The organism is Pseudonocardia sp. ICBG601 (genome assembly GCF_020496245.1).
In genome coordinates, this window is the sequence record NZ_JAHLJA010000178.1 from 27,929 (window position 1) to 46,790 (window position 18,862).

An 18,862-nucleotide genomic window follows, 5' to 3' on the forward strand; every position below is an offset into this window, starting at 1 on the left:
ACCCATGTGGGTCGTGCGTCTCGGCCGCCGGGGCGGGAGTTCCAGGCGCTGGCCTGGACTGCGCGGCATCCTGGGTTCGTCGCCGTCCCGCTGGTCGTCCTGGGGCTGGCGCTGATGCTCGGCCCGATTGTCACCGCGGTCTTCCTGACCGTCCTGGTCGTCTCTGTGGCGGTGTGGGGCCGTGCCCACCCGGCCAGCTTCGACCGGTTCGCCGCACCGGCTCTACGGGCGACCTGGCGCCGTTGGACGGTCTACCGCGGCCGTCGCTGGGCGCAGCTCATGTCCGACTGCGGACTCACGAAGGAGCACCGCCACACCTGCGACCTGCTCGTCCCGCGGGTGCTGCGGGTCCGGTCGTCGTCGCGATCGATCGACACCGTCTACGTGCGCATGGTCCGCGGGCAGGACGTCGCCTACTGGCAGGAACGCTCCTCGATCCTCTGGGAGGCCCTGATCGCGCACCGGGTCGCGATCACCCGCCACCGACCGGGCGTGGTCGCGATCGTCATCGAGTGGGAGCTGCCGTTCACCCGCACCATCCCCGCCCCGGACATCCCCGAGCAGGTCGACGACGTGGACCTGGGTGCGGTGGAGATCGGGGACAACGAGCGCGGCGAACCCTTCACCGCACCCGTCATCGGCGGACACCGTCTGGTCGCCGGCGCCTCCGGAGCAGGCAAGGGCTCAGTCCTGTGGTCGACCCTGCGCGGGGTCGGGCCGTGCATCCGCGACGGCATCGTCCGCGTGTGGATGGTCGATCTCAAGGGTGGGGTGGAGACCGAGCAGGGCGCGCCGCTGTTCCACCGCTACGCCACCACCATGCCCGCCGCCCTGGAGCTGCTGACCGAGTTCCGGGACGCGATGCGGGACCGGCAGGACGACATGCGCGACCAGAACATCCGCGCCTGCACCCCCAGCCCGGCGACGCCGGTAGAGCTGCTGGTCATCGACGAGATGGCCATGCTCACCGCCTACGGCGACCGGTCGAGTGTGCGGGATGCGCTGCGACTGTTGGCGGAGGTGATGACGCAGGGGCGGGCGTCGCTGTTCGCCGTCCACGGCTACCTACAGGAGCCCTCCAAGGACGTCGTGGACGTGCGGGAGCTGTTCACCCAGCGGATCTGCCTCGGCGTCACCGCCGCCTCCCACGTCGACATGGTCCTCGGGGAGGGGGCTCGGGAGCGGGGTGCGCTGGCCGAGGAGATCCCCGGCGACGCCCGGCATGCGGGGATCGGGTTCGTCATCGACAAGGGGTCGCGCCTCCCGGTCCGGTTTCGGGCTGCGTTCGTCTCCGACGACGACATCACCGAGCTGGTCCAGCGCTGCACGCCCCCGCCGGACGCGGACGTGATCGACCTCGACACCGAGCGGGGGGCCGCCTGATGGGCACCACCACCGCATGGGTACTGCGGACCTGGCTCAGGTTCACCCTTCTCTTCGCTCTGATCGTCGGCGGGACCTGGCTCTATCTCGGGTCGGCGTCGGGCTGGTTCTGGGTCGTCCTCGCCGGGGCGGCCGTGGCGGAGTGGTACGTCGTGCGTCAGCTCGCCCGGGAATGGTCATGGGAGGCCCGAGCCACCTGGTGGTGGTCGGCATGACCGCCCACACCGAGACCGTGCAGGGCGCGTTGTTCGGGGACCCGGCCGTCATCGAGACCACCGACCACGGGCCCGTCGCGACGCAGGACCGCGGGAGGTCGCCCGGGTCGTCGCCCTGGCCCAGGATCCGGGCCTGTTCGTCATTGAGCGCACCGGCCTGGTCCTGCGGGCGGACCCGGCCCGTCCGGGCTGCGCCGATGGACTGGCCCGGCATGACGGGGACACCGTGACACAGCTCCTCGACACCGGACACCTGCGCCTCGGCGGCACCCACCACGTCCACCACGCCGGTTCCGAGGGCCCGGCTCGCTCGGTGCTCGTGCCCAAGGCGACCCGGGACATGGTGTCGCGCTGGGACCACCTGCGGCCCATCCCGGAATCCACTCGGGCACCAGAGCCCACCAAGGCCCCGCAGCGCTCCACCGGGCTGATCGGCGTCGACGTGGTCGAGCCCGGTAAGGCGCTGGTCTGCCTGGGCACGACCGGGCAGGGCGGGACTGTGCTGCGCGATGGCGGCCGCTACCGGGTCGAGAACGACCACGGCGCACTCGTCGGCCACGCCTCCAGCTACCGGGCCGCCGCCCGCCTTCTGGCCCGCTACCACGGCTACACACCCGGCCCGGTCGAGATCGAGCACGAACACCGCCTCCACCGCCGCTGACCCCGGTGATCCGGCCCGGCTCCGCCGTTGTGAGTCCAGCTCCCGGCGGGGCCGGCGCCACCCCACACCCACTCACTCGTCCCTCGGAGGGGTGCCGTGATGACGGCTGCCACCAGCACCCCACACGACCACGACCTGTCCCACCTGCTGCGCTCGGAGAACTTCCAGACCTGGCGCCGGGAGGTCACCGCCATCGGCGGATGCGCCGCCCCCATCCACCTCACCGGCTCATCCCGCATCTACGACCGGGCCACCGGCACCGTTTTGGCCGAGCGGGAAGGCGAGATCCTCGCCCCGTGCGGCAACCGACGGGCGTCGGTGTGCCCGGCGTGCTCGGACCGCTACGCCTCCGACGCCTACCACCTCCTGCGCTCCGGAATGGCCGGCGGAAAGGGCGTCCCCGACACCGCGGCAGCGCACCCGCGGCTGTTCGTCACGCTGACCGCGCCCTCGTTCGGGCCGGTCCACACCCGCCGGGTCACCGCCCGCGGCCTCGTCATCCCCTGCCGCTGCGGCGACAAGCACCACCGCGACGACCCCCCGCATCGGCTGCGCCCTCGACCCCGACACCCACGACTACATCGGCGCCGTGCTCTGGCAGGCCCACTCCGGAGTCCTGTGGAACCGCTTCGCCATCCGCCTCCGCCGCCTGCTCGCCCAGGTCCTCGGCGTCCGGGTCCGCGACTTCCGGGATCACGCCCGGCTGTCCTACGCCAAGGTCGCCGAGTACCAACGCCGCGGACTGGTCCACTTCCACGCCGTCGTCCGCCTCGACGGCCCCGACGGCCCCTGGACCGCACCACCAGCCGGGATCACCGCCGACGCGCTCCACGCGGCCATCCGGGACGCAGCACACGACGTGTCGCTCACCGTCGACCGGCCCGACGGCACCCGGCAGGTGCTCGCGTGGGGCACGCAGGTCGACATCCGCCCCATCACCAGCACGACCGCGGCCGCGCTGGAGAACGACGCCGGCGAGATCACCGACTCAGCCCTGGCCTCCTACGTCGCCAAGTACGCCACCAAGGGCACCGGCAAGTCCGAGGCCACCGACCGACCGATCCGCGACATCGCGCACGTGAAGCACCTCGACATCACAGCGCACCACCGGCGCCTGATCGAGACGGCGTGGGAGCTCGGCGGCCGGGAGGAGTACGAGGGGCTGAACCTGCGCCGGTGGGCGCACATGCTCGGGTTCCGCGGCCACTTCCTCACCAAATCCCGCGCCTACTCCACGACCTTCGGCGCGATCCGCGGCGACCGGCGCACCTACCGCCTCGGCGAAACCCTCGCCGCCCTCGACACCCCCACCGACGCGGATGCGGTGCTAGTGGTCAACGACTGGGCCGTCGTGCACATCGGCCACCGCAACGACGCCGAACGGGAGATCGCACTCGGCATCGCCGAACGACGACGCGAGCAGAGGCAGAGCCGGACGACACGAGCGGGGGAGGGGGCGTGATGGAACGCGTGCTGCTGACCGTCCAGGAGGTGGCGGAGGCGCTGCACGTCGGCCGCTCGAAGGTCTTCGACCTGATCATCGCCGGGGAGATCGACTCGGTGAAGATCGGGAAGCTGCGTCGCATCCCGGTGAGCGCCGTGCACGAGTACGCCCTCCGGCTGGTCCAGGAGAGCCGGGAGGCGTCCTGATGGCCGGCCGCGAGCGCAACGGCATGGGCACCGTGGTCAAGCGCTCGGACGGGCGCTACCAGGCCGCGGTGTACGTCCTCACCCCGACGGGACAACGTCGCCGGAAGTTCGTCTACGGCCGGACCTGGGACGAGGCCAACGACAAGCGGCTGGAGCTGCTGGACAACAACCGCAAGGGGGTCCCGTCGGAGTCCTCGGCGATGCGGCTGGACGAGTACCTGACGTACTGGCTGGACCACATCGCGGTGCACGACCTGCGCCCGTCGACCTTCGCCCGGTACCGGGTTCTGGTCAGGGACTACATCACCCCGCACCTCGGCCGGAAGAAGCTCAACCGGCTCAGCCCGTCCGACGTCCGCGGCCTGATGGCCACGCTCGCACGGACCAAGGGCAAGAGCGGCCGTGTGCTCTCGCCTCGGACGATCCAGTTCATCCACGCCGTGCTGCGCAGCGCGCTGCAACACGCCGTCCGGGACGAGCTGATCGGCCGCAACGTCGCCAAGCTGGTCAGCCCGCCGCGGGCGACCCCGCCGGAGATCACGCCGCTCTCACCTGAGAGCGTGTTTGGAAATTCTAGTGGGTTGAGGGTGTCGTGTGTTTCTGCTGGCGGGTGGCGGGGTATCCACGGGCGATGCGGCGGGTGATGGTGTTGATCGCGGCCCAGCGGATCATGGCTTCGGATGTGGTGGGGTGGCGTTCGTAGTCTCGGGCCAGGCGTCGGTGTGCGGTGAGCCAGGCCAGGGTCCGTTCGACCACCCACCTTCGTGGGAGGACGGTGAATCCGCGCTGCTCGGGTGGCTTGCGGATGATCTCGATCGTTGTCTGCAGGATCGTGGCGGCCCAGTCGAGCAGTCGCCCGGCGAAGCCGGCGTCGGCGTAGACGAACCGCACCCTGGTGCGCAGGTAGAGGTTGAGCAGGATCGGCTTGGCGCCGTCGCGGTCCTGTACCGAGGCCGAGCACACCATCGTGGTCAGCAGCAGACCGAGGGTGTCGGTCACGATGAACCGTTTCCGTCCGCCTGTCTTCTTCCCGGCGTCGTAGCCGCGGGAGTCCTGGCCGACGGTGTCGGCGCCCTTGACCGACTGGGAATCGATGATCCCCGCACTCGGCTCCGGATCACGGCCCTCGGCGATACGTAACTGCCCCCGCACGACCGGGAGGATCTTCTCGGTGACCTTCTGCTGTTCCCACTGGTTGAAGTACCAGTAGACGGTCTGCCAGGGCGGGAAGTCCACCGGCAACGCCCGCCAGGCACACCCGGTCCGCACGACATACAAGATCGCGTCCAGCACGTCCCGACGAGCATGAGCAACAGGCCGCCCCCGCCGCGCGAGCGGCGGTAACAACGGCTCGATCACCACCCACTGGGCATCACTGGTGTCCGAGGGGTACCGGCGCGGTCGTTCCTGCATGCCGACCACGATGGAGCACCCCAGCCGTGTCGACCATCCCGACACACCCACCATTTCCAAACACGCTCTGAGGTCGCGCGGAAGTTCCTGCGGGTCGCCAACACCCACTGGCTCGCGGCGCTCTGGCTGATCCTGCTGACGACCGGCCTGCGGCGCGGCGAGGTGCTGGGGCTGTGCTGGTCGGATGTCGACCTGGACGCGGGAACGCTACGGGTCCGGCGCACGGTGCAGAAGCTCGACGGCGTGTTCGTCTTCGGTGAGCCCAAGAGCGCCCGGTCGCGGCGTGTCCTTACGTTGCCGTCCGTGTGCGTGGCGGCCCTGCGTCGGCAGCCCGACATCAACCGGGGGAGGGCTGCCGGTGAGCAGCGTCGGGTGGCCGGTCAGCCCAAGGACCTGGTCTTCGTGTCGACGTCCGGCCAGCCCGTGGACCCCCGCTCGGTGAACCGGGCGTTCGACCGGCTGCTGACCAAGGCGGAGGTGCCGCACTCGCGCGTGCACGACCTCCGGCACACCTGCGCGACCCTGCTGCTGGCGGAGGGTGCGTCGGACCGGGAGGTCATGGAGCTGCTGGGACACAGCTCGATCGGCATCACGATGAACACCTACGCCCACGTCCTCGACGACTCGAAGCGCCGGATGGCCTCGCGGATGGACGGCCTGTTCGGCGAGGGCGGTTGATGTCAGAACCGGATGTCAGGGGCGGACCGCGGCCCGGACGGGGGAGACCCTGCCGGGCCGTTTCGCATGTCAGCGGCTTGCTCCGCCGCCAGGATTCGAACCTGGACCATCGGAACCAAAATCCGAGGTGCTGCCGTTACACCACGGCGGATCGTGGGGCCCCGCCATCGTGACACGTGGGCGACGGCGTCCTCGCAGCGCACCCGCCCCGCGCGCCGCGCGCAGGTGGTCCTGATCACGGACAAACACCCACGAATGGGTGACATTCACCCCGGGCGTGCCGCCCGCGCGTCGAGTTGTCAGACTCGCTGCGTGCTGAACACGGATGCTTCCGGGACAACGTCGTCGATCGGGTCCGGAACCGCGTTGACGTGCCGCCTCTGCGGCACGACCGACCTGCGCAGCTTCTGCGACCTGGGTGCGACGCCGCCCTGCGAGCTGTTCCTCACCGAGGAGACGGCACAGCAGCCCGAGCAAACCTTCCCGCTGCACGTGCGGGTGTGCAACTCGTGTCTGCTCGCCCAGCTGCCGCCGGAGATCAGCCCGGAGGAGACGTTCTCCGAGTACGCGTACTTCTCCTCGTTCAGCTCGTCGTGGGTGGAGCACGCCCGGCGCTTCGTCGACTCCGCGCAGCAGCGGGCCGGGCTGGACTCGGGTTCGTTCGTCGTCGAGGTCGCGTCGAACGACGGCTACCTGCTGCAGCACGTCGTCGCGAAGGGCATCCGCTGCCTGGGGGTCGAGCCGAGCGTGAACGTCGGGGAGGCCGCCCGGGAGAAGGGCGTGCCGACGCTCACCGCGTTCCTCACCCCGGAGACCGGCGCCCGGGTGCGTGCCGAGCACGGCCCGGCCAACCTGGTCTGCGGCAACAACGTGTTCGCCCACATCCCCGACGTCGTCGGCTTCGCGCAGGGCCTGCGCGCCATGGTCGCCGACGACGGCTGGGTCTCCATCGAGGTCCAGCACCTGCTCACGCTCGTCGAGCGCAAGCAGTTCGACACGATCTACCACGAGCACTTCCAGTACTACACGCTGCTCACCGGGCAGCGGGCGCTCGCCGCGGGCAGGCTGGCCCTGGTCGACGTCGAGCTGCTCGACACCCACGGCGGCTCGATCCGCATGTGGGCGCGCCCGACCGAGATCGCCGGCGAGCCGAGCGCGAAGGTCCGCGAGGTCCTGGCCGCCGAGGCGGCGGCCGGGCTGCACACGCCGGAGGGCCACGACGGGTTCGCCGAGGCCGTCTCCACCATCCGCGACGACCTCGTCGCCTTCCTCATCGACGCCCGCCGCCAGGGCAAGCGCGTCGTCGGCTACGGCGCCCCGGGCAAGGGGAACACCCTGCTCAACTACTGCGGCATCCGGCCCGACCTGCTCGAGTACACCGTCGACCGCAACCCGTACAAGCACGGGCGGCTAACGCCGGGGACCCGGATTCCGATCTCTGCCCCGGAGCGGATCGCGCAGGACCGCCCCGACCACGTCCTGATCCTGCCCTGGAACCTGCGCACCGAGCTGATCGAGCAGCTGTCCTACGTCCGTGAGTGGGGCGGCACGCTGGTCTTCCCGATCCCGTCGCTCGAGGTGGTCTGACGTGAAGGTCGTCCTGTTCTGCGGTGGCTACGGCATGCGGATGCGTGACGGCGCCTCCGACCTCCCGAAGCCGATGCACCCGGTGGGCCCGCGGCCGCTGATCTGGCACGTGATGCGCTACTACGCCCACTTCGGCTACACGGACTTCGTCCTGTGCCTGGGCTACGGCGCGCACCACATCAAGAACTACTTCCTCCACTACGACGAGACCGAGTCCAACGACTTCGTGCTGCACCAGGGCGAGGTCGAGCTCATGGGCAGCGACGTCCAGGACTGGAACATCACGTTCGTCCACACCGGTCTGGACTCGCCGATCGGTGAGCGCCTGCGCCGGGTGAAGGCGCTGGTCAAGGACGAGGAGATGTTCCACGCGAACTACGCCGACGTCCTCACCGACGCCCCGCTGGACCGGATGGTCGAGCAGTTCGCCGGCACCGACGCCGTCGGGCAGCTGATGGCGGTGCCGCCGCAGTCGGCGTTCCACTGCGTCGACGTCGACGACAACGGCAGGCTCGAGTCGATCACCACGCTGCAGGAGATGCCGATCTGGGAGAACGGCGGCTATCTCATGTTCCGGCCGGAGGTCTTCGACTACCTGGAGAAGGACTGCGACCTGATCGCCGACGCCGCCGCCCCGCTCGCGCGCAAGGGCCGCATGTCGGCCTACCGGCACCGCGGCTTCTGGCAGCCCGCCGACACCGTCAAGGAGCGCAACGCGCTGGAGGCGGCGTACCAGAGCGGTGCGCGGCCGTGGATGCTGTGGGAGTCCCACGAGGCCGACCAGGACCCGCTGCAGGCAGCCATCGCCCAGATGCACCGCAGCAGCCACCAGCGCGACTGAGCGAGACGTCGGTACGAACGACCACTGCTCGCGGAACTCCGGGGGGAACGAGAGACCGTGCTGAACCTGCTGCCCGAGCGGTTGGACCGCATCCTGCTGCTCGGCGCCCACTGTGACGACATCCCGATCGGGGCCGGCGGGATGCTCCTGGAGCTGTGCCGTGCCTACCCGGGTGTGCACGTCACCGCGCTGGTCCTGACCGGTGCGGGGTCGCTGCGCGAGGAGGAGGAGCGGGCCGCGCTGGCCGCGTTCACCCCCGGCGCGCACCTCGACGTCATCGTCATGGACCTGCCCGTCGGCCGCGTCCCGCAGCACTGGGAGCGGGCGAAGATGGCGCTGGAGGACCTGCGCAGCCGCAGCGAGCCGGACCTGGTGATCGGCCCGTCGCCGCACGACGCCCACCAGGACCACCGGACGCTGTCGCAGATGATCCCGACCGCGTTCCGCGACCACCTGACGCTCGGCTACGAGATCCTCAAGTGGGAGGGTGACCTCGCCCAGCCGACGGTCTTCCTCCCGCTGTCGGAGCCGGTGCTCACCGAGAAGATCGCCAAGCTCCACGAGCACTACGGCAGCCAGCGCGACCGGACCTGGTTCGACGACGAGACCTTCCGCGGCCTGGCCAGGGTGCGTGGCGTGCAGTGCCACGCCCGCTACGCCGAGGGCTTCCACGTCCAGAAGCTGACGCTGTCGCCGGCGCCGATGGTCGGCTCCGAACCCGGCGGCTTCTGACCCCGCACACACTCCGAGAAAGGGACATACATGCGCGTACTGCTCACCGGGCACCAGGGCTACCTCGGGACCGTGATGGCGCCCCTGCTGGCGGCCGCGGGTCACGAGGTGACCGGCCTGGACTCCGGGCTGTTCGCCGACTGCGTGCTGGGTTCGCTGGACACCCCCGACGTCGAGGGCTTCAGCACCGACCTCCGTGACGTGACCGTGGAGCAGCTCTCCGGGTTCGACGCCGTCGTCCACATGGCCGCGCTGTCGAACGACCCGCTGGGCTCGCTCGCGCCGGAGATCACCTACGACATCAACCACCACGCGTCGACCCGGCTGGCCCGGCTGTCGAAGGAGGCCGGCGTCGGCCGCTTCGTCTACGCCTCCACCTGCTCGGTCTACGGCGCCCAGTCCGGCGACGACCTCGTCGACGAGGACGCCCCGCTCAAGCCGGTCACCCCGTACGCGATCTCCAAGGTCCGCGTCGAGGACGACCTGGCCGAGCTCGCCGACGCCGACTTCGTGCCGGTCTCGATGCGCAACGCGACCGCGTTCGGGTTCTCGCCGCGGCTGCGCGCCGACATCGTGCTGAACAACCTGGTCGGCCGCGCGATCCTGACGAACGAGGTCACGGTGCTCTCCGACGGCACCCCGTGGCGCCCGCTGGCGCACGCCGAGGACATCGCCGGCGCCGTGGTCGCCGCGCTGGCGGCTCCGGCGGACGTCGTCCGGGCCCGGGCCTACAACGTCGGCACCGAGCGGAACAACCGGACCGTCGCCGAGATCGCGCAGGCCGTGATCGACGCCGTCCCCGGCTCGACGCTCAACATCACCGGCGAGGCCGGCAACGACCCGCGCAGCTACCGGGTCGACTTCGCCCGGGCCCGCAAGGAGCTCGGCTTCGAGGCGTCCTGGACGATCCCGGCCGGTGCGGAGCAGCTCGCCACCGAGTACCGGAACCGCGGACTCACCCAGGACGCGTTCGACAACTCCTTCACCCGGCTCGCGGTGCTCAACCGCCGTCAGGCGGCGGGGGAGCTCGACGGGTCGATGCACGTCGTGAAGTAGGACCGCTCGGCCGACGGCCCGTTCCGCGCTACGGTCGCGGGGCGGGCCGTCGACGTCTCCAGGGGGAGCCATGTGCCGCAACATCCGGACCCTGCACAACTTCGAGCCGCCGGCCACGCCCGACGAGGTGGATGCCGCCGCGCTGCAGTACGTCCGCAAGATCTCGGGGGCGGCGAAGCCCTCGCAGGCCAACGCCGAGGCGTTCGAGAAGGCGGTCGCCGCCGTCGCCGAGGCGACCAGGGAGCTGCTCGACGGGCTCACCACCAGCGCCCCGCCGAAAGACCGCGAGGTGGAGGCGGCGAAGGCCCGGGCGCGGGCGGAGCTGCGCTACGCGCGCTGATCCAGCGCGAGGTCGAGCAGCAGGCCCGTCTCTGGGGCACGACCACGCCGGCCGTCGTGTTCCCGTGGTCGTCGGCACGGGTTCGCAACGCTCGACGCACGCGAGACGCACGTTTCCGCCCTGCCGGGGGCGAGAACGTGCGTCTCGACGAGCACTACGCGGCGGGAGCGGCCAGGGCGTCGATCTCCACCAGCATCTCGGCGTGGGGCAGGCCCACGAAGACCGTCGTCCGCGCGGGGAGCGCGGCGCCCTCCGGGACGTAGCGGGAGACGAACTCGCCGTAGGCCTCGTTCATCGCGGTGAAGTGCTCCCGCTCGGTGAGGTACACCCGGAACATCAGGACGTCGCCGACGGACGCGCCGCCCGCCTCCAGGATGGCACGGACGTTCTCCAGGGTGCGCAAGGTCTGGGCGTGCACGTCGCCGGGCGCGATGTACTGCTTCGTGGCCGGGTCCATCGGGCCCTGGCCGGAGACCTGCAGCAGCCCGCCCCGGCGGACGCCCTGGCTGAAGGTGTGCGCCGGCGCGGGCGCGTCGGGGGTGGAGACGGCGCCGTCGGCGGTCGTGCTCATACGGGGGGTTCCTCTCGGGTCGGGCGCCAGCCGAGGTCGCGGGAGATCGTCCCGGTGACGGCCAGCAGTGACGGGACCAGCTCCATCAGCTGGTCGTAGCCGGCGACGATGGTCGGTACGGACACCGACACCGCCGCGACGACGGTTCCGGCCGGTCCGCGGACCGGCGCCCCGATGCAGTTGATCGAGGCCTCGTTCTCCTCGCGGTCCTGCGCCCAGCCCTGCTCGCGCACGCGGGCGAGTTCGGCCAGGTAGGTCTCGCGGTCGGTGATCGTGTTCGGGGTGCGGGTGGGGAAGTCGATCTCGTCGAGCACCCGGTTCCGCTCGGCGGCGGACAGGTCGGCGAGCAGCACCTTCCCGGCGGCGGTGGAGTGCACGGGTCCGCGCAGACCGACCCGCGACGCCATGCGCACGTTGTCGAGGGACTCCAGCTTGTCGATGTAGACGATCTCGTCGCCGTCGCGCTCGGACAGGTGCACGGTGTGGCCGTGGGCCCGGTTGAACGCCTGCAGGTGCGGTGCGGCGACCGTGCGCACCTCGCGCTGGTCCAGCCCGCGCGAGGACAGCTCGAACAGCCGCGAGCCGAGCCGGTAGCGGTGGTGGTCGTCGCGGTGCACGAAGTGCTCGTCGGCCAGGGTGCGCAGCAGGCGCAGGACGGTCGTCTTGTGCACCTCGAGCGCCGTGGCGAGCTCGTCGAGCGAGGCCGGGCCCTCGCCGAGGAGCACCAGGATCCGCAGCGCCTTGGTCAGGCTGGTGCTCACCCGGCCCACCGGTCGGCGGTCACGCGCAGGGCCGCCCAGGCGTCGTCGTCGAGGTCGAGCAGATGCTCGGGCAGCGGAGCGGCGGAGTCCCCGGGGACGACGAGCACCGCGGCGGCGCCGAGGTGGCCGCGGCGCAGGCGGCGGCCCACGTCCTCGCCGCGGACCAGGCCGGTGAGCAGACCGGCGGCGAACGCGTCGCCCGCCCCCACCGGCTCGACGACGTCGACGACCAGCGCCGCGCGCTCGGTGACCGCGCCGTCGCGGTGCACGGCCAGCGCGCGCCGAGGACCGTCCTTGACCACGACCAGCTCCGGATCGGGCAGCAGTGCGCGCAGCCGCGCCGGGTCGTCGGTGCCGAACACCCGTTGCGCCTCGTCCGCGCCGACCAGGACGACGTCGGCCCGGCCGGCCAGCGCGACCACCGGGGCGGGGTCGCCGTCGGGCCACATCTGCTCGCGCCAGTTCACGTCGAACGACACCCGGTACCGGCGCGGGTGGGCCAGCAGCGTCTCCAGCGTCGCGGCACAGGACGGCGACACGGCCGCGGTGATCCCGCCGACGTGCACCCAGTCCGCGTCGGCGATCCGGTCGCGCACCGCGGGCGTCTCCAGCAGCTCGGGGCCGGTCGCCGAGGCCGCCGACCCGGCCCGCCGGTAGGTCATGACGGTGCTGCCGTCGGGGCCGGGGGACTTGGCGTAGCGGCCGGTCGGGTGGTCCGGGTCGACGCCGATCCCGCCGGTGTCGACCCCGGCGGCGGCGAGCGTGCGCGCCACCAGGTCGCCGTGCGGGTCGGCGCCGAGGCGACCGACCCATGCCACCGTGACTCCGGCGGCGGCCAGGTCGAGCGCGACGTTGACCTCCGCGCCCGCGGCCTGTGCGGGGGCCCGTGGGTCGTCGACGGCGGCCGCGTCGGGGACCAGGGCGAGGGCCTCGCCGAAGCACACCACGGCGCTCCGGTCCGGGATGTCCACTGCTGGGTTCTCCTCCGCCGTCGTTGACCGATCTGTCGCGGCGATGCTAGAACAGCCCGACCAGAATACGCAACTAGCGCTGCGAAATACGCAACGCTACTGCTCGTAGGGGGAGAACGGGATGCTCCGGTACGCGTCGCTCGGCGCCGAACGGCCCGGACCGTACGCCAAGTCCGTCCCGCCGCTGCCCGGCACCGTCGACGAGTGGCTCGCCGGTGGGCCGCGGCTGTCGGACCTGGCGACACCCGTCCTCACCCTCGACCGGGCGGCCCTGCACGCCAACGCCGAGCGGATGGCCGGCTGGTGTGCCGCGCACGGCGTCGACCTCGCCCCGCACGGCAAGACGACGATGGCCCCGGCCCTGTGGGACCTGCAGCTGCGCCACGGCGCCTGGGGGATCACCGTCGCCACGCCGTGGCAGGCGCGGATCGCGATCGACGCCGGCGTGCGACGGGTGCTGCTGGCGAACGCGCTCGTCGACCCGGCCGGGGTGCGCGCCGTCGCCGCCGCCCGTGACGCGGACCCGGACCTGGAGGTCCTCAGCTGGGTCGACTCGGTCGACGCCGTCGCCGCGATGACCGCCGCGGCGGGATCACCGGCACGGCCGCTCGCGGTCGCCGTCGAGCTGGGGGCCCCTGGCGGGCGGACCGGTGCGCGGACCCTCGACGAGGCCGAGCGGGTCGCCGCGGCCGTCGTCGCGAGCCCGGCGCTGGTGCTGGCCGGGGTCGGCGGCTACGAGGGGGCACTCGCGCACGACCCGTCCGCGGAGTCGCTGGCGACCGTCCGCGCCTACCTCGACGACCTCGCCGCGCTGCACCGGCGGCTCACCCCGTCCTACGGGACCGACGAGGCCGTGGTCACCGCGGGCGGCAGCGCCTACTTCGACCAGGTCGTCGCCGCGCTTGCCGGGCTCGTCGACGCGCGCACCCGGGTCGTGCTGCGCTCGGGCGCCTACCTCGTCCACGACGACGGCTTCTACCGCGGCATCTCCCCGCTGGCCCGCGACGACGAGCAGCGCCCGTTCCGCTCGGCGATGCACGTGACCGCCCGGGTGGTGTCCACCCCCGAGCCCGGCCTGGCGCTGCTCGACGCGGGCAAGCGCGACGTCCCGTTCGACGAGGGGCTGCCCGAGCCGCAACGCATCGCCGACGACCTCGGGGCGCCGTCGCGGCCGCTGACCGGCACCGTCACCGCCGTCAACGACCAGCACGCGTTCCTGCGCACCGAGGAGCCGGTCCGGATCGGGCAGGTCGTCCGGCTCGGGCTCTCGCACCCGTGCACCGCGTTCGACAAGTGGCGCTGGATCCCGGTGCTGGACGGTGCGGATCCGGACCCGCAGGTCGTCGAGCTCGTCCGGACATTCTTCTGATGGGCACACTGCTGCGCGGCGGCACCGTCGTCGACGGGACGGGTGGGCCCCGGTACACCGCGGACGTGCTCGTCGAGGGCGACCGGATCGCCGCCGTCGGACCGGACGCGGCCGGGCGGGCCGACCGGGTCGTCGACGTGGCCGGACTGGTCGTCGCCCCCGGGTTCGTCGACATGCACGCCCACTCCGACCTGCGCCTGCTCACCGAGCCCGCGCACCTCGCGAAGGTCTCGCAGGGCGTGACCACCGAGGTCCTCGGCCAGGACGGGCTGTCCTACGCCCCCGTCGACGACGCCGTGCTGCCCGTGCTGCGCCGCGCGATCGCCGGCTGGAACGGCGATCCCGGCGCGGACTTCCTCACCTGGCGCACCGTCGCCGAGTACCTGGACCGGCTCGACGAGGGCATCGCCGGCAACGCCGCCTACCTGGTCCCGCACGGCACGGTCCGCGCGCTGGTCTGCGGCTGGGACGACCGGCCCGCCACGCAGGCGGAGATCGCCCGGATGGCCGACGTCGTCCGCACCGGCATGGCCCAGGGCGCGGTCGGTCTCTCGGCCGGGCTCACCTACACCCCCGGCATGTACGCCGACGGCGCCGAGCTCGCCGCCCTGTGCGCGGCGGTGGGGGAGCTGGGCGGCTTCTTCTCCCCGCACCACCGCAGCTACGGCGCGGGCGCGCTGGAGGCCTACGCCGAGATGGTCGACGTCGCCGAGCGGTCCGGGTGCGCGCTGCACCTGGCCCACGCCACGCTCAACTTCGGCCCCAACAAGGGCCGGGCCGGGGAGCTGATCGCGCTGCTCGACGCCGCCGTCGCCCGCGGCGTCGACATCACCCTCGACACCTACCCCTACCTGCCCGGCGCGACGACGTTGTCGGCGATCCTGCCCAGCTGGTGCCAGTCCGGTGGTGTCGACGCGGCCCGTGAGCGGCTGCGCGACCCGGCGGCGCTCGCCCGGATCCGGGAGGACCTGGAGGTCCACGGCTCCGACGGCTGCCACGGCGTCGTCGCGGAGTGGGAGACGATCGAGATCAGCGGGGTCACGAATCCCGAGCTCGCCGGGATGGTCGGGCGGACGGTCGCCGACATCGCGGCTGCCGGACGGGACCCCTTCGACACCTGCGTGGACATCCTGCTCCGCGACGACTTCGGGACCGGCATCCTGCAGCACGTCGGGCACGAGGAGAACGTCCGCGCGATCATGCGTCACCCGCGGCACACCGGCGGCAGCGACGGCCTGCTCGTCGGCGCGAAGCCGCACCCGCGGGCCTGGGGGACCTTCCCCCGCTACCTCGGCCATTACTGCCGCGGGCTCGGGCTGTTCTCCCTGGAGGAGTGCGTCCACCACCTCACCGGACGCGCCGCCGACCGGCTCCGCCTGGCCGACCGCGGCCGCGTCCGGCCGGGCCTGGCCGCCGACCTGGTCGTGTTCGACCCGGACACCGTCACCGACACCGCCACCTTCGCCGAGCCCGCCCAGCAGGCGGCCGGCATCCCGTACGTGCTGGTCAACGGGGCCTTCGCGATCGACGGCGGTGAGCGCACCGACGCGCTCGCCGGCCGTGCGCTGCGCCGCCGGGCCGACGGCGGACCGCACCGGGCACCCATCCCACCGGAGGACACGATGACCTTCCTCGACTGGCTGCAGAACGACACGGCCGGCCTGCTCACCCTCGCCGCCGTCAGCGTCGCGCTGCTGCTGCTGATGATCATGCGGCTGCGCCTGGAGCCGTTCATCGCGCTGATCGTCACCGGCGTGCTGGTGGCGCTGGTCGCGGGCGTGTCGGTCACCGACTCGTCGGCACCCCGATCAAGGCGTCGGACTCGCTGTTCGAGAAGGGGTTCGCCGGGATCCTCGGCCACATCGCCCCGGTCATCGGGCTGGGCACCGTGCTCGGCGCGATCATGGAACGCTCCGGCGGCGCGGACGCCCTGACCGAACGGCTGCTCCGGCTGTTCGGGCCGAAGGGCGCGCCGCTCGCGATGGGCGTCACCGGGCTGGTGCTCGGCATCCCGGTGTTCTTCGACATCGGCATCTTCGTGCTCGCGCCGCTGGTCTACGTGGCCGCGCGCCGCGGCGGCCGCTCGCTGGTGCTCTACGCGATGCCCATGCTCGCCGGCCTGTCGATGACCCACGCGTTCCTGCCGCCGCACCCCGGACCGGTCACCGCGGGCGGGCTGCTCGGCGTCGGCATGGGCTGGGTGATCGCGATGGGCCTGCTCTGCGGCATCCCCGCGTGGCTGGTCAGCGGCGTCTGGTGGGGCTCGTTCATCGGACGGCGGGTCCAGGTCGACGTGCCCGAGGACCTGCCCGGCGGGAGCGGTCCGGCCACCGGCCCGTCGGTCCCGCCGGTACCGGCGGTCCGCGGTGACCGCGCCCCCGTCGGTCGCGCTCATCTCCTCGATCATCGCGGTCCCGCTGGTGCTCATCCTCGCCGCGACCGTCGCGGGGGTGGCGCTGCCCGAGGGCACGGTGCTCCGCGACGTGCTCGTGCTCCTCGGCACCCCGGCCATCGCGCTGACGCTGTCGGTGCTGCTCGCGCTGTACCTGCTCGGCATCCGGCGCGGGACGTCGATGGCCGAGCTCGGCCGCATCTCCGGCGAGTCGCTGCGCCCGGTCGGGATGATCCTGCTCGTCGTCGGAGCGGGGGCGTTCTTCGGCAAGGTCCTGCAGACCACCGGCGTCGGCGACGCACTGGCCGGCTCGATGACCGCGATCGGGCTGCCGGTGATCGCCTCGGCGTACCTGATCAGCGCGGCGCTGCGGATCGCCCAGGGCTCGGCGACCGTCGCCATCGTGACGACGGCGGGCATCATCGGCCCGACCGTCGCCGCGGGCGGCTACAGCCAGCCCCAGCTCGCGCTGATCGTCGTCGCCGTGTCGGCCGGGTCGATCATCGCCAGCCACGTCAACAACGGTGGGTTCTGGATCGTCGCCAAGTACTTCAACATGACGGTGAAGCAGACCCTGATGACCTGGACGGTGCTGGAGACGATCCTGTCCGTCGTCGGGTTCGCCGCGGCCGCGCTGGTGTGGGCCTCGTCTAGGAGCGCAGCGGGTCGGCGTCGAGCGTGACCGGCGCGCCGTGCGGGGTCGCGACGGCGGCGCGCAGCCAGGCGCCGGTCCGCTCGTCGACCGCGCCGCGGTCGGCGACGCCGAGCCCGTCGAGCAGGTGCTCCAGCGCGGCGAGCCAGGCGTCCCAGTAGTCCAGGCCGGTGTCCAGCTCGGCGCCCAGGGTCTCGGCGAACTCCTGCCGGTCCAGCGTTCCGGCGTCCTGCAGGGCCACGGCCAGCGCGAACGCGCTTCGCCTGCCACGGCTCGTCGAAGACCGGGCCGTCAGGCGGGCTCAAGGTAGGACTCCCAGGCGTCGACGGAGACGGTCGTGGTCGGGTCGGCGTCCGGGCCCCACAGCTCGGGGCCGGTGAAGACCACGGTGTAGAGCGGCTCCGGGCACTCGCCGAGGCCGTGCGCGCGGGCGTCGGGCAGCACGTGGGTCCCGCGGTGGGTCTCGACGGTCCCGCTGCGGCCGCGGACGTAGCGGGGGAGGCGGGTGTGCCCGCGCGCGGGTGCATCACCCGGGCCCGCACCCGGTCGCCGGGGGCGAACCGCGGCGGGCCGGTGTCGTCGCGTTCGGTGGGGGCGCCGGTCGCCAGCACCCGGGCGGCGGACCCGGCGTCCAGTGCGGCGGGCGCGTCGGCGCGCGGGCGCAGCGGGCGACCGGCGTCGAGCTCGTCGGCACCGACCAGGCCGTGGGTGACCAGCAACTTCTCGGTCGCCGCGAGCCAGATCTCGTAGTAGGTCAGCGTCAGGTAGATCGGCGGCGGGAGCGACTCGCGGGCGTGCCGGGACTCGTCGATCGACCAGCCGCCCGGGCGGGCCGCGGCGAGGGTCAGCGCCAGCACCAGCGTTCCCAGCCGGCGTGGAACCGGACGTCCTCCGGCTCGGGCTCGACCGGCCCGAAGCCCATCGCGCCGCCGAGGTCGTGCGCGCCGTTCACGCCGACACCAGCCGGGTTCCGATCATGGCGTCCCGGGAGACGATCGCGGCGAGCTCGTCGACCGACCAGCCGTCGGTGCCGGCCGGTCGCTGCGGGACGACCAGGTAGCGCAGCTCGGAGGTGGAGTCGTGCACCCGATGGCGACGTCGTCGCCGAGAGGTCCCGAAGTCGGCGAGCACCCCGCGCGGGTCCAGCACCGCCCGCGACCGGTAGGCCGGCGACTTGTACCAGACCGGCGGCAGACCGAGGACCGGCCACGGGTAGCAGGAGCACAGCGTGCAGACGACGAGGTGGTGCTCGCCCGGTGCGTTGAACACCGCCGTGAGGTGCTCGCCGCCCCGGCCGCCGTAGCCGAGCTCGGCGACCGCCGCGGTCGCGTCCTCGGCGAGCCGGGCCGCGAAGTCCGGGTCGGTCCACGCCCGGGCGACGACGCGCGCGCCGTTCCGCGGGCCCACCCGGTGCTGGTAGGTCTCGATGATCTCGTCGAGCGCGGCCGGGTCGACGTAGCCCTTCTCGACCAGGATCGACTCCAGGGCCCGGACGCGGGCGTCCACCGGCCGCAGCTCACCGCTCATCGGGCCGACGGTAGCCAGACCCGGTCCGGCCGTCGAGAGCACGACGGCCCGGCACCCACGCGG

At 72.5% G+C, this 18,862-nt stretch carries 19 protein-coding genes, 1 tRNA gene and 5 pseudogenes; 16 read left to right on the plus strand and 9 right to left on the minus strand.

Going from position 1 to position 18,862, the window contains the following annotated elements:
* Positions 1-6 precede the first annotated feature (6 nt).
* The 7 genes and pseudogenes from KPL57_RS57575 to xerC all read left to right on the plus strand — a co-directional run bounded on the left by KPL57_RS57575 (position 7) and on the right by xerC (position 4,553).
* Positions 7-1,383 carry an FtsK/SpoIIIE domain-containing protein gene (locus tag KPL57_RS57575; RefSeq protein WP_226358553.1) on the plus strand — a complete coding sequence of 459 codons (1,377 nt, stop codon included), beginning with the start codon at positions 7-9 and terminating at the stop codon, positions 1,381-1,383.
* On the plus strand, positions 1,383-1,598 hold the full coding sequence (locus KPL57_RS57580; RefSeq protein ID WP_226358554.1) for a hypothetical protein: 216 nt from the start codon (positions 1,383-1,385) through the stop codon (positions 1,596-1,598). Before KPL57_RS57575 ends, KPL57_RS57580 begins: the two co-directional genes overlap by 1 nt.
* Complete coding sequence (locus KPL57_RS57585; protein WP_226358555.1) at positions 1,595-1,828, plus strand: hypothetical protein; 234 nt, start codon at positions 1,595-1,597, stop codon at positions 1,826-1,828. Before KPL57_RS57580 ends, KPL57_RS57585 begins: the two co-directional genes overlap by 4 nt.
* Positions 1,825-2,259 carry a hypothetical protein gene (locus KPL57_RS57590; RefSeq protein WP_226358556.1) on the plus strand — a complete coding sequence of 145 codons (435 nt, stop codon included), beginning with the start codon at positions 1,825-1,827 and terminating at the stop codon, positions 2,257-2,259. Before KPL57_RS57585 ends, KPL57_RS57590 begins: the two co-directional genes overlap by 4 nt.
* 99 nt (positions 2,260-2,358) lie before the next feature.
* Positions 2,359-3,721 (plus strand): annotated as a pseudogene (locus KPL57_RS57595) (replication initiator).
* Entirely contained in the window at positions 3,721-3,909 is a 189-nt protein-coding gene (locus tag KPL57_RS57600) for an excisionase family DNA-binding protein (RefSeq protein WP_062404163.1), read from the plus strand. Before KPL57_RS57595 ends, KPL57_RS57600 begins: the two are co-directional and overlap by 1 nt.
* Complete coding sequence (gene xerC / locus KPL57_RS57605; RefSeq protein ID WP_226358557.1) at positions 3,909-4,553, plus strand: tyrosine recombinase XerC; 645 nt, start codon at positions 3,909-3,911, stop codon at positions 4,551-4,553. The genes KPL57_RS57600 and xerC overlap by 1 nt, the downstream gene beginning before the upstream one ends.
* Here the strand turns inward: xerC and KPL57_RS57610 are convergent.
* Positions 4,458-5,376 (minus strand): annotated as a pseudogene (locus KPL57_RS57610) (IS5 family transposase). The gene xerC and the pseudogene KPL57_RS57610 overlap by 96 nt on opposite strands.
* Here KPL57_RS57610 and KPL57_RS57615 point away from each other — a divergent pair.
* Entirely contained in the window at positions 5,317-6,000 is a 684-nt protein-coding gene (locus tag KPL57_RS57615) for a site-specific integrase (protein WP_226358598.1), read from the plus strand. The pseudogene KPL57_RS57610 and the gene KPL57_RS57615 overlap by 60 nt on opposite strands.
* 80 nt (positions 6,001-6,080) lie before the next feature.
* On the opposite strand, the gene KPL57_RS57620 is transcribed toward KPL57_RS57615, so the two are convergent.
* Positions 6,081-6,151, minus strand: a tRNA-Gln gene (locus KPL57_RS57620).
* Positions 6,152-6,366: 215 nt separating this feature from the next.
* Between KPL57_RS57620 and KPL57_RS57625 the strand changes: the two genes are divergently transcribed.
* From KPL57_RS57625 to KPL57_RS57645, 5 genes are all read left to right on the plus strand, one after another.
* Entirely contained in the window at positions 6,367-7,587 is a 1,221-nt protein-coding gene (locus tag KPL57_RS57625; RefSeq protein WP_226358558.1) for a class I SAM-dependent methyltransferase, read from the plus strand.
* A 1-nt stretch (position 7,588) separates the two neighbouring features.
* Positions 7,589-8,428 carry a sugar phosphate nucleotidyltransferase gene (locus KPL57_RS57630; protein ID WP_226358559.1) on the plus strand — a complete coding sequence of 280 codons (840 nt, stop codon included), beginning with the start codon at positions 7,589-7,591 and terminating at the stop codon, positions 8,426-8,428.
* Positions 8,429-8,485: 57 nt separating this feature from the next.
* On the plus strand, positions 8,486-9,160 hold the full coding sequence (locus KPL57_RS57635; RefSeq protein WP_226358560.1) for a PIG-L deacetylase family protein: 675 nt from the start codon (positions 8,486-8,488) through the stop codon (positions 9,158-9,160).
* A gap of 30 nt (positions 9,161-9,190) precedes the next feature.
* Positions 9,191-10,216: an NAD(P)-dependent oxidoreductase gene (locus tag KPL57_RS57640; RefSeq protein ID WP_060713297.1), complete on the plus strand. Its 1,026-nt coding sequence runs from the start codon at positions 9,191-9,193 to the stop codon at positions 10,214-10,216.
* Positions 10,217-10,286: 70 nt separating this feature from the next.
* Positions 10,287-10,556, plus strand: coding sequence for a DUF2277 domain-containing protein (locus KPL57_RS57645; RefSeq protein ID WP_020623858.1), 270 nt, complete (start codon positions 10,287-10,289; stop codon positions 10,554-10,556).
* A gap of 154 nt (positions 10,557-10,710) precedes the next feature.
* On the opposite strand, the gene KPL57_RS57650 is transcribed toward KPL57_RS57645, so the two are convergent.
* The 3 genes from KPL57_RS57650 to KPL57_RS57660 are packed head-to-tail and all read right to left on the minus strand — an operon-like array spanning position 10,711 to position 12,859.
* Positions 10,711-11,127 (minus strand): RidA family protein, encoded by a 417-nt coding sequence (locus KPL57_RS57650; protein ID WP_075308339.1) that lies wholly within the window; start codon positions 11,125-11,127, stop codon positions 10,711-10,713.
* The gene (locus KPL57_RS57655) at positions 11,124-11,888 is read right to left on the minus strand and encodes an IclR family transcriptional regulator (protein ID WP_226358561.1); all 765 of its coding nucleotides are present in this window, start codon (positions 11,886-11,888) and stop codon (positions 11,124-11,126) included. Before KPL57_RS57655 ends, KPL57_RS57650 begins: the two co-directional genes overlap by 4 nt.
* Positions 11,885-12,859, minus strand: a complete 975-nt coding sequence (locus tag KPL57_RS57660; RefSeq protein WP_226358562.1) for a sugar kinase — start codon at positions 12,857-12,859, stop codon at positions 11,885-11,887. Before KPL57_RS57660 ends, KPL57_RS57655 begins: the two co-directional genes overlap by 4 nt.
* 121 nt (positions 12,860-12,980) lie before the next feature.
* On the opposite strand from KPL57_RS57660, the gene KPL57_RS57665 reads away from it, so the two are divergent.
* From KPL57_RS57665 to KPL57_RS73235, 3 genes and pseudogenes are all read left to right on the plus strand, one after another.
* Positions 12,981-14,228, plus strand: a complete 1,248-nt coding sequence (locus KPL57_RS57665) for an alanine racemase (protein ID WP_226358563.1) — start codon at positions 12,981-12,983, stop codon at positions 14,226-14,228.
* Positions 14,228-15,802, plus strand: a pseudogene (locus KPL57_RS57670) (amidohydrolase family protein); the annotation flags it as partial. The gene KPL57_RS57665 and the pseudogene KPL57_RS57670, both read left to right, overlap by 1 nt.
* A 48-nt stretch (positions 15,803-15,850) precedes the next feature.
* Positions 15,851-17,302: pseudogene (locus tag KPL57_RS73235) on the plus strand (GntP family permease).
* Here KPL57_RS73235 and KPL57_RS57680 read toward each other — a convergent pair.
* From KPL57_RS57680 to nthA, 4 genes and pseudogenes are all read right to left on the minus strand, one after another.
* Entirely contained in the window at positions 17,271-17,513 is a 243-nt protein-coding gene (locus KPL57_RS57680) for a nitrile hydratase accessory protein (protein WP_226358564.1), read from the minus strand. The pseudogene KPL57_RS73235 and the gene KPL57_RS57680 sit on opposite strands and share 32 nt — an antisense overlap.
* 50 nt (positions 17,514-17,563) lie before the next feature.
* Positions 17,564-18,013 carry an SH3-like domain-containing protein gene (locus tag KPL57_RS73240; protein WP_374203945.1) on the minus strand — a complete coding sequence of 150 codons (450 nt, stop codon included), beginning with the start codon at positions 18,011-18,013 and terminating at the stop codon, positions 17,564-17,566.
* Positions 17,986-18,194, minus strand: a pseudogene (locus KPL57_RS73245) (nitrile hydratase subunit beta); the annotation flags it as partial. The pseudogene KPL57_RS73245 and the gene KPL57_RS73240, both read right to left, overlap by 28 nt.
* Positions 18,195-18,220: 26 nt before the next feature.
* A complete protein-coding gene (gene nthA / locus KPL57_RS57690) occupies positions 18,221-18,799 on the minus strand; it encodes a nitrile hydratase subunit alpha (protein WP_226358565.1) in 579 nt (192 codons plus the stop codon).
* Between the last annotated feature and the right edge of the window lie 63 nt (positions 18,800-18,862).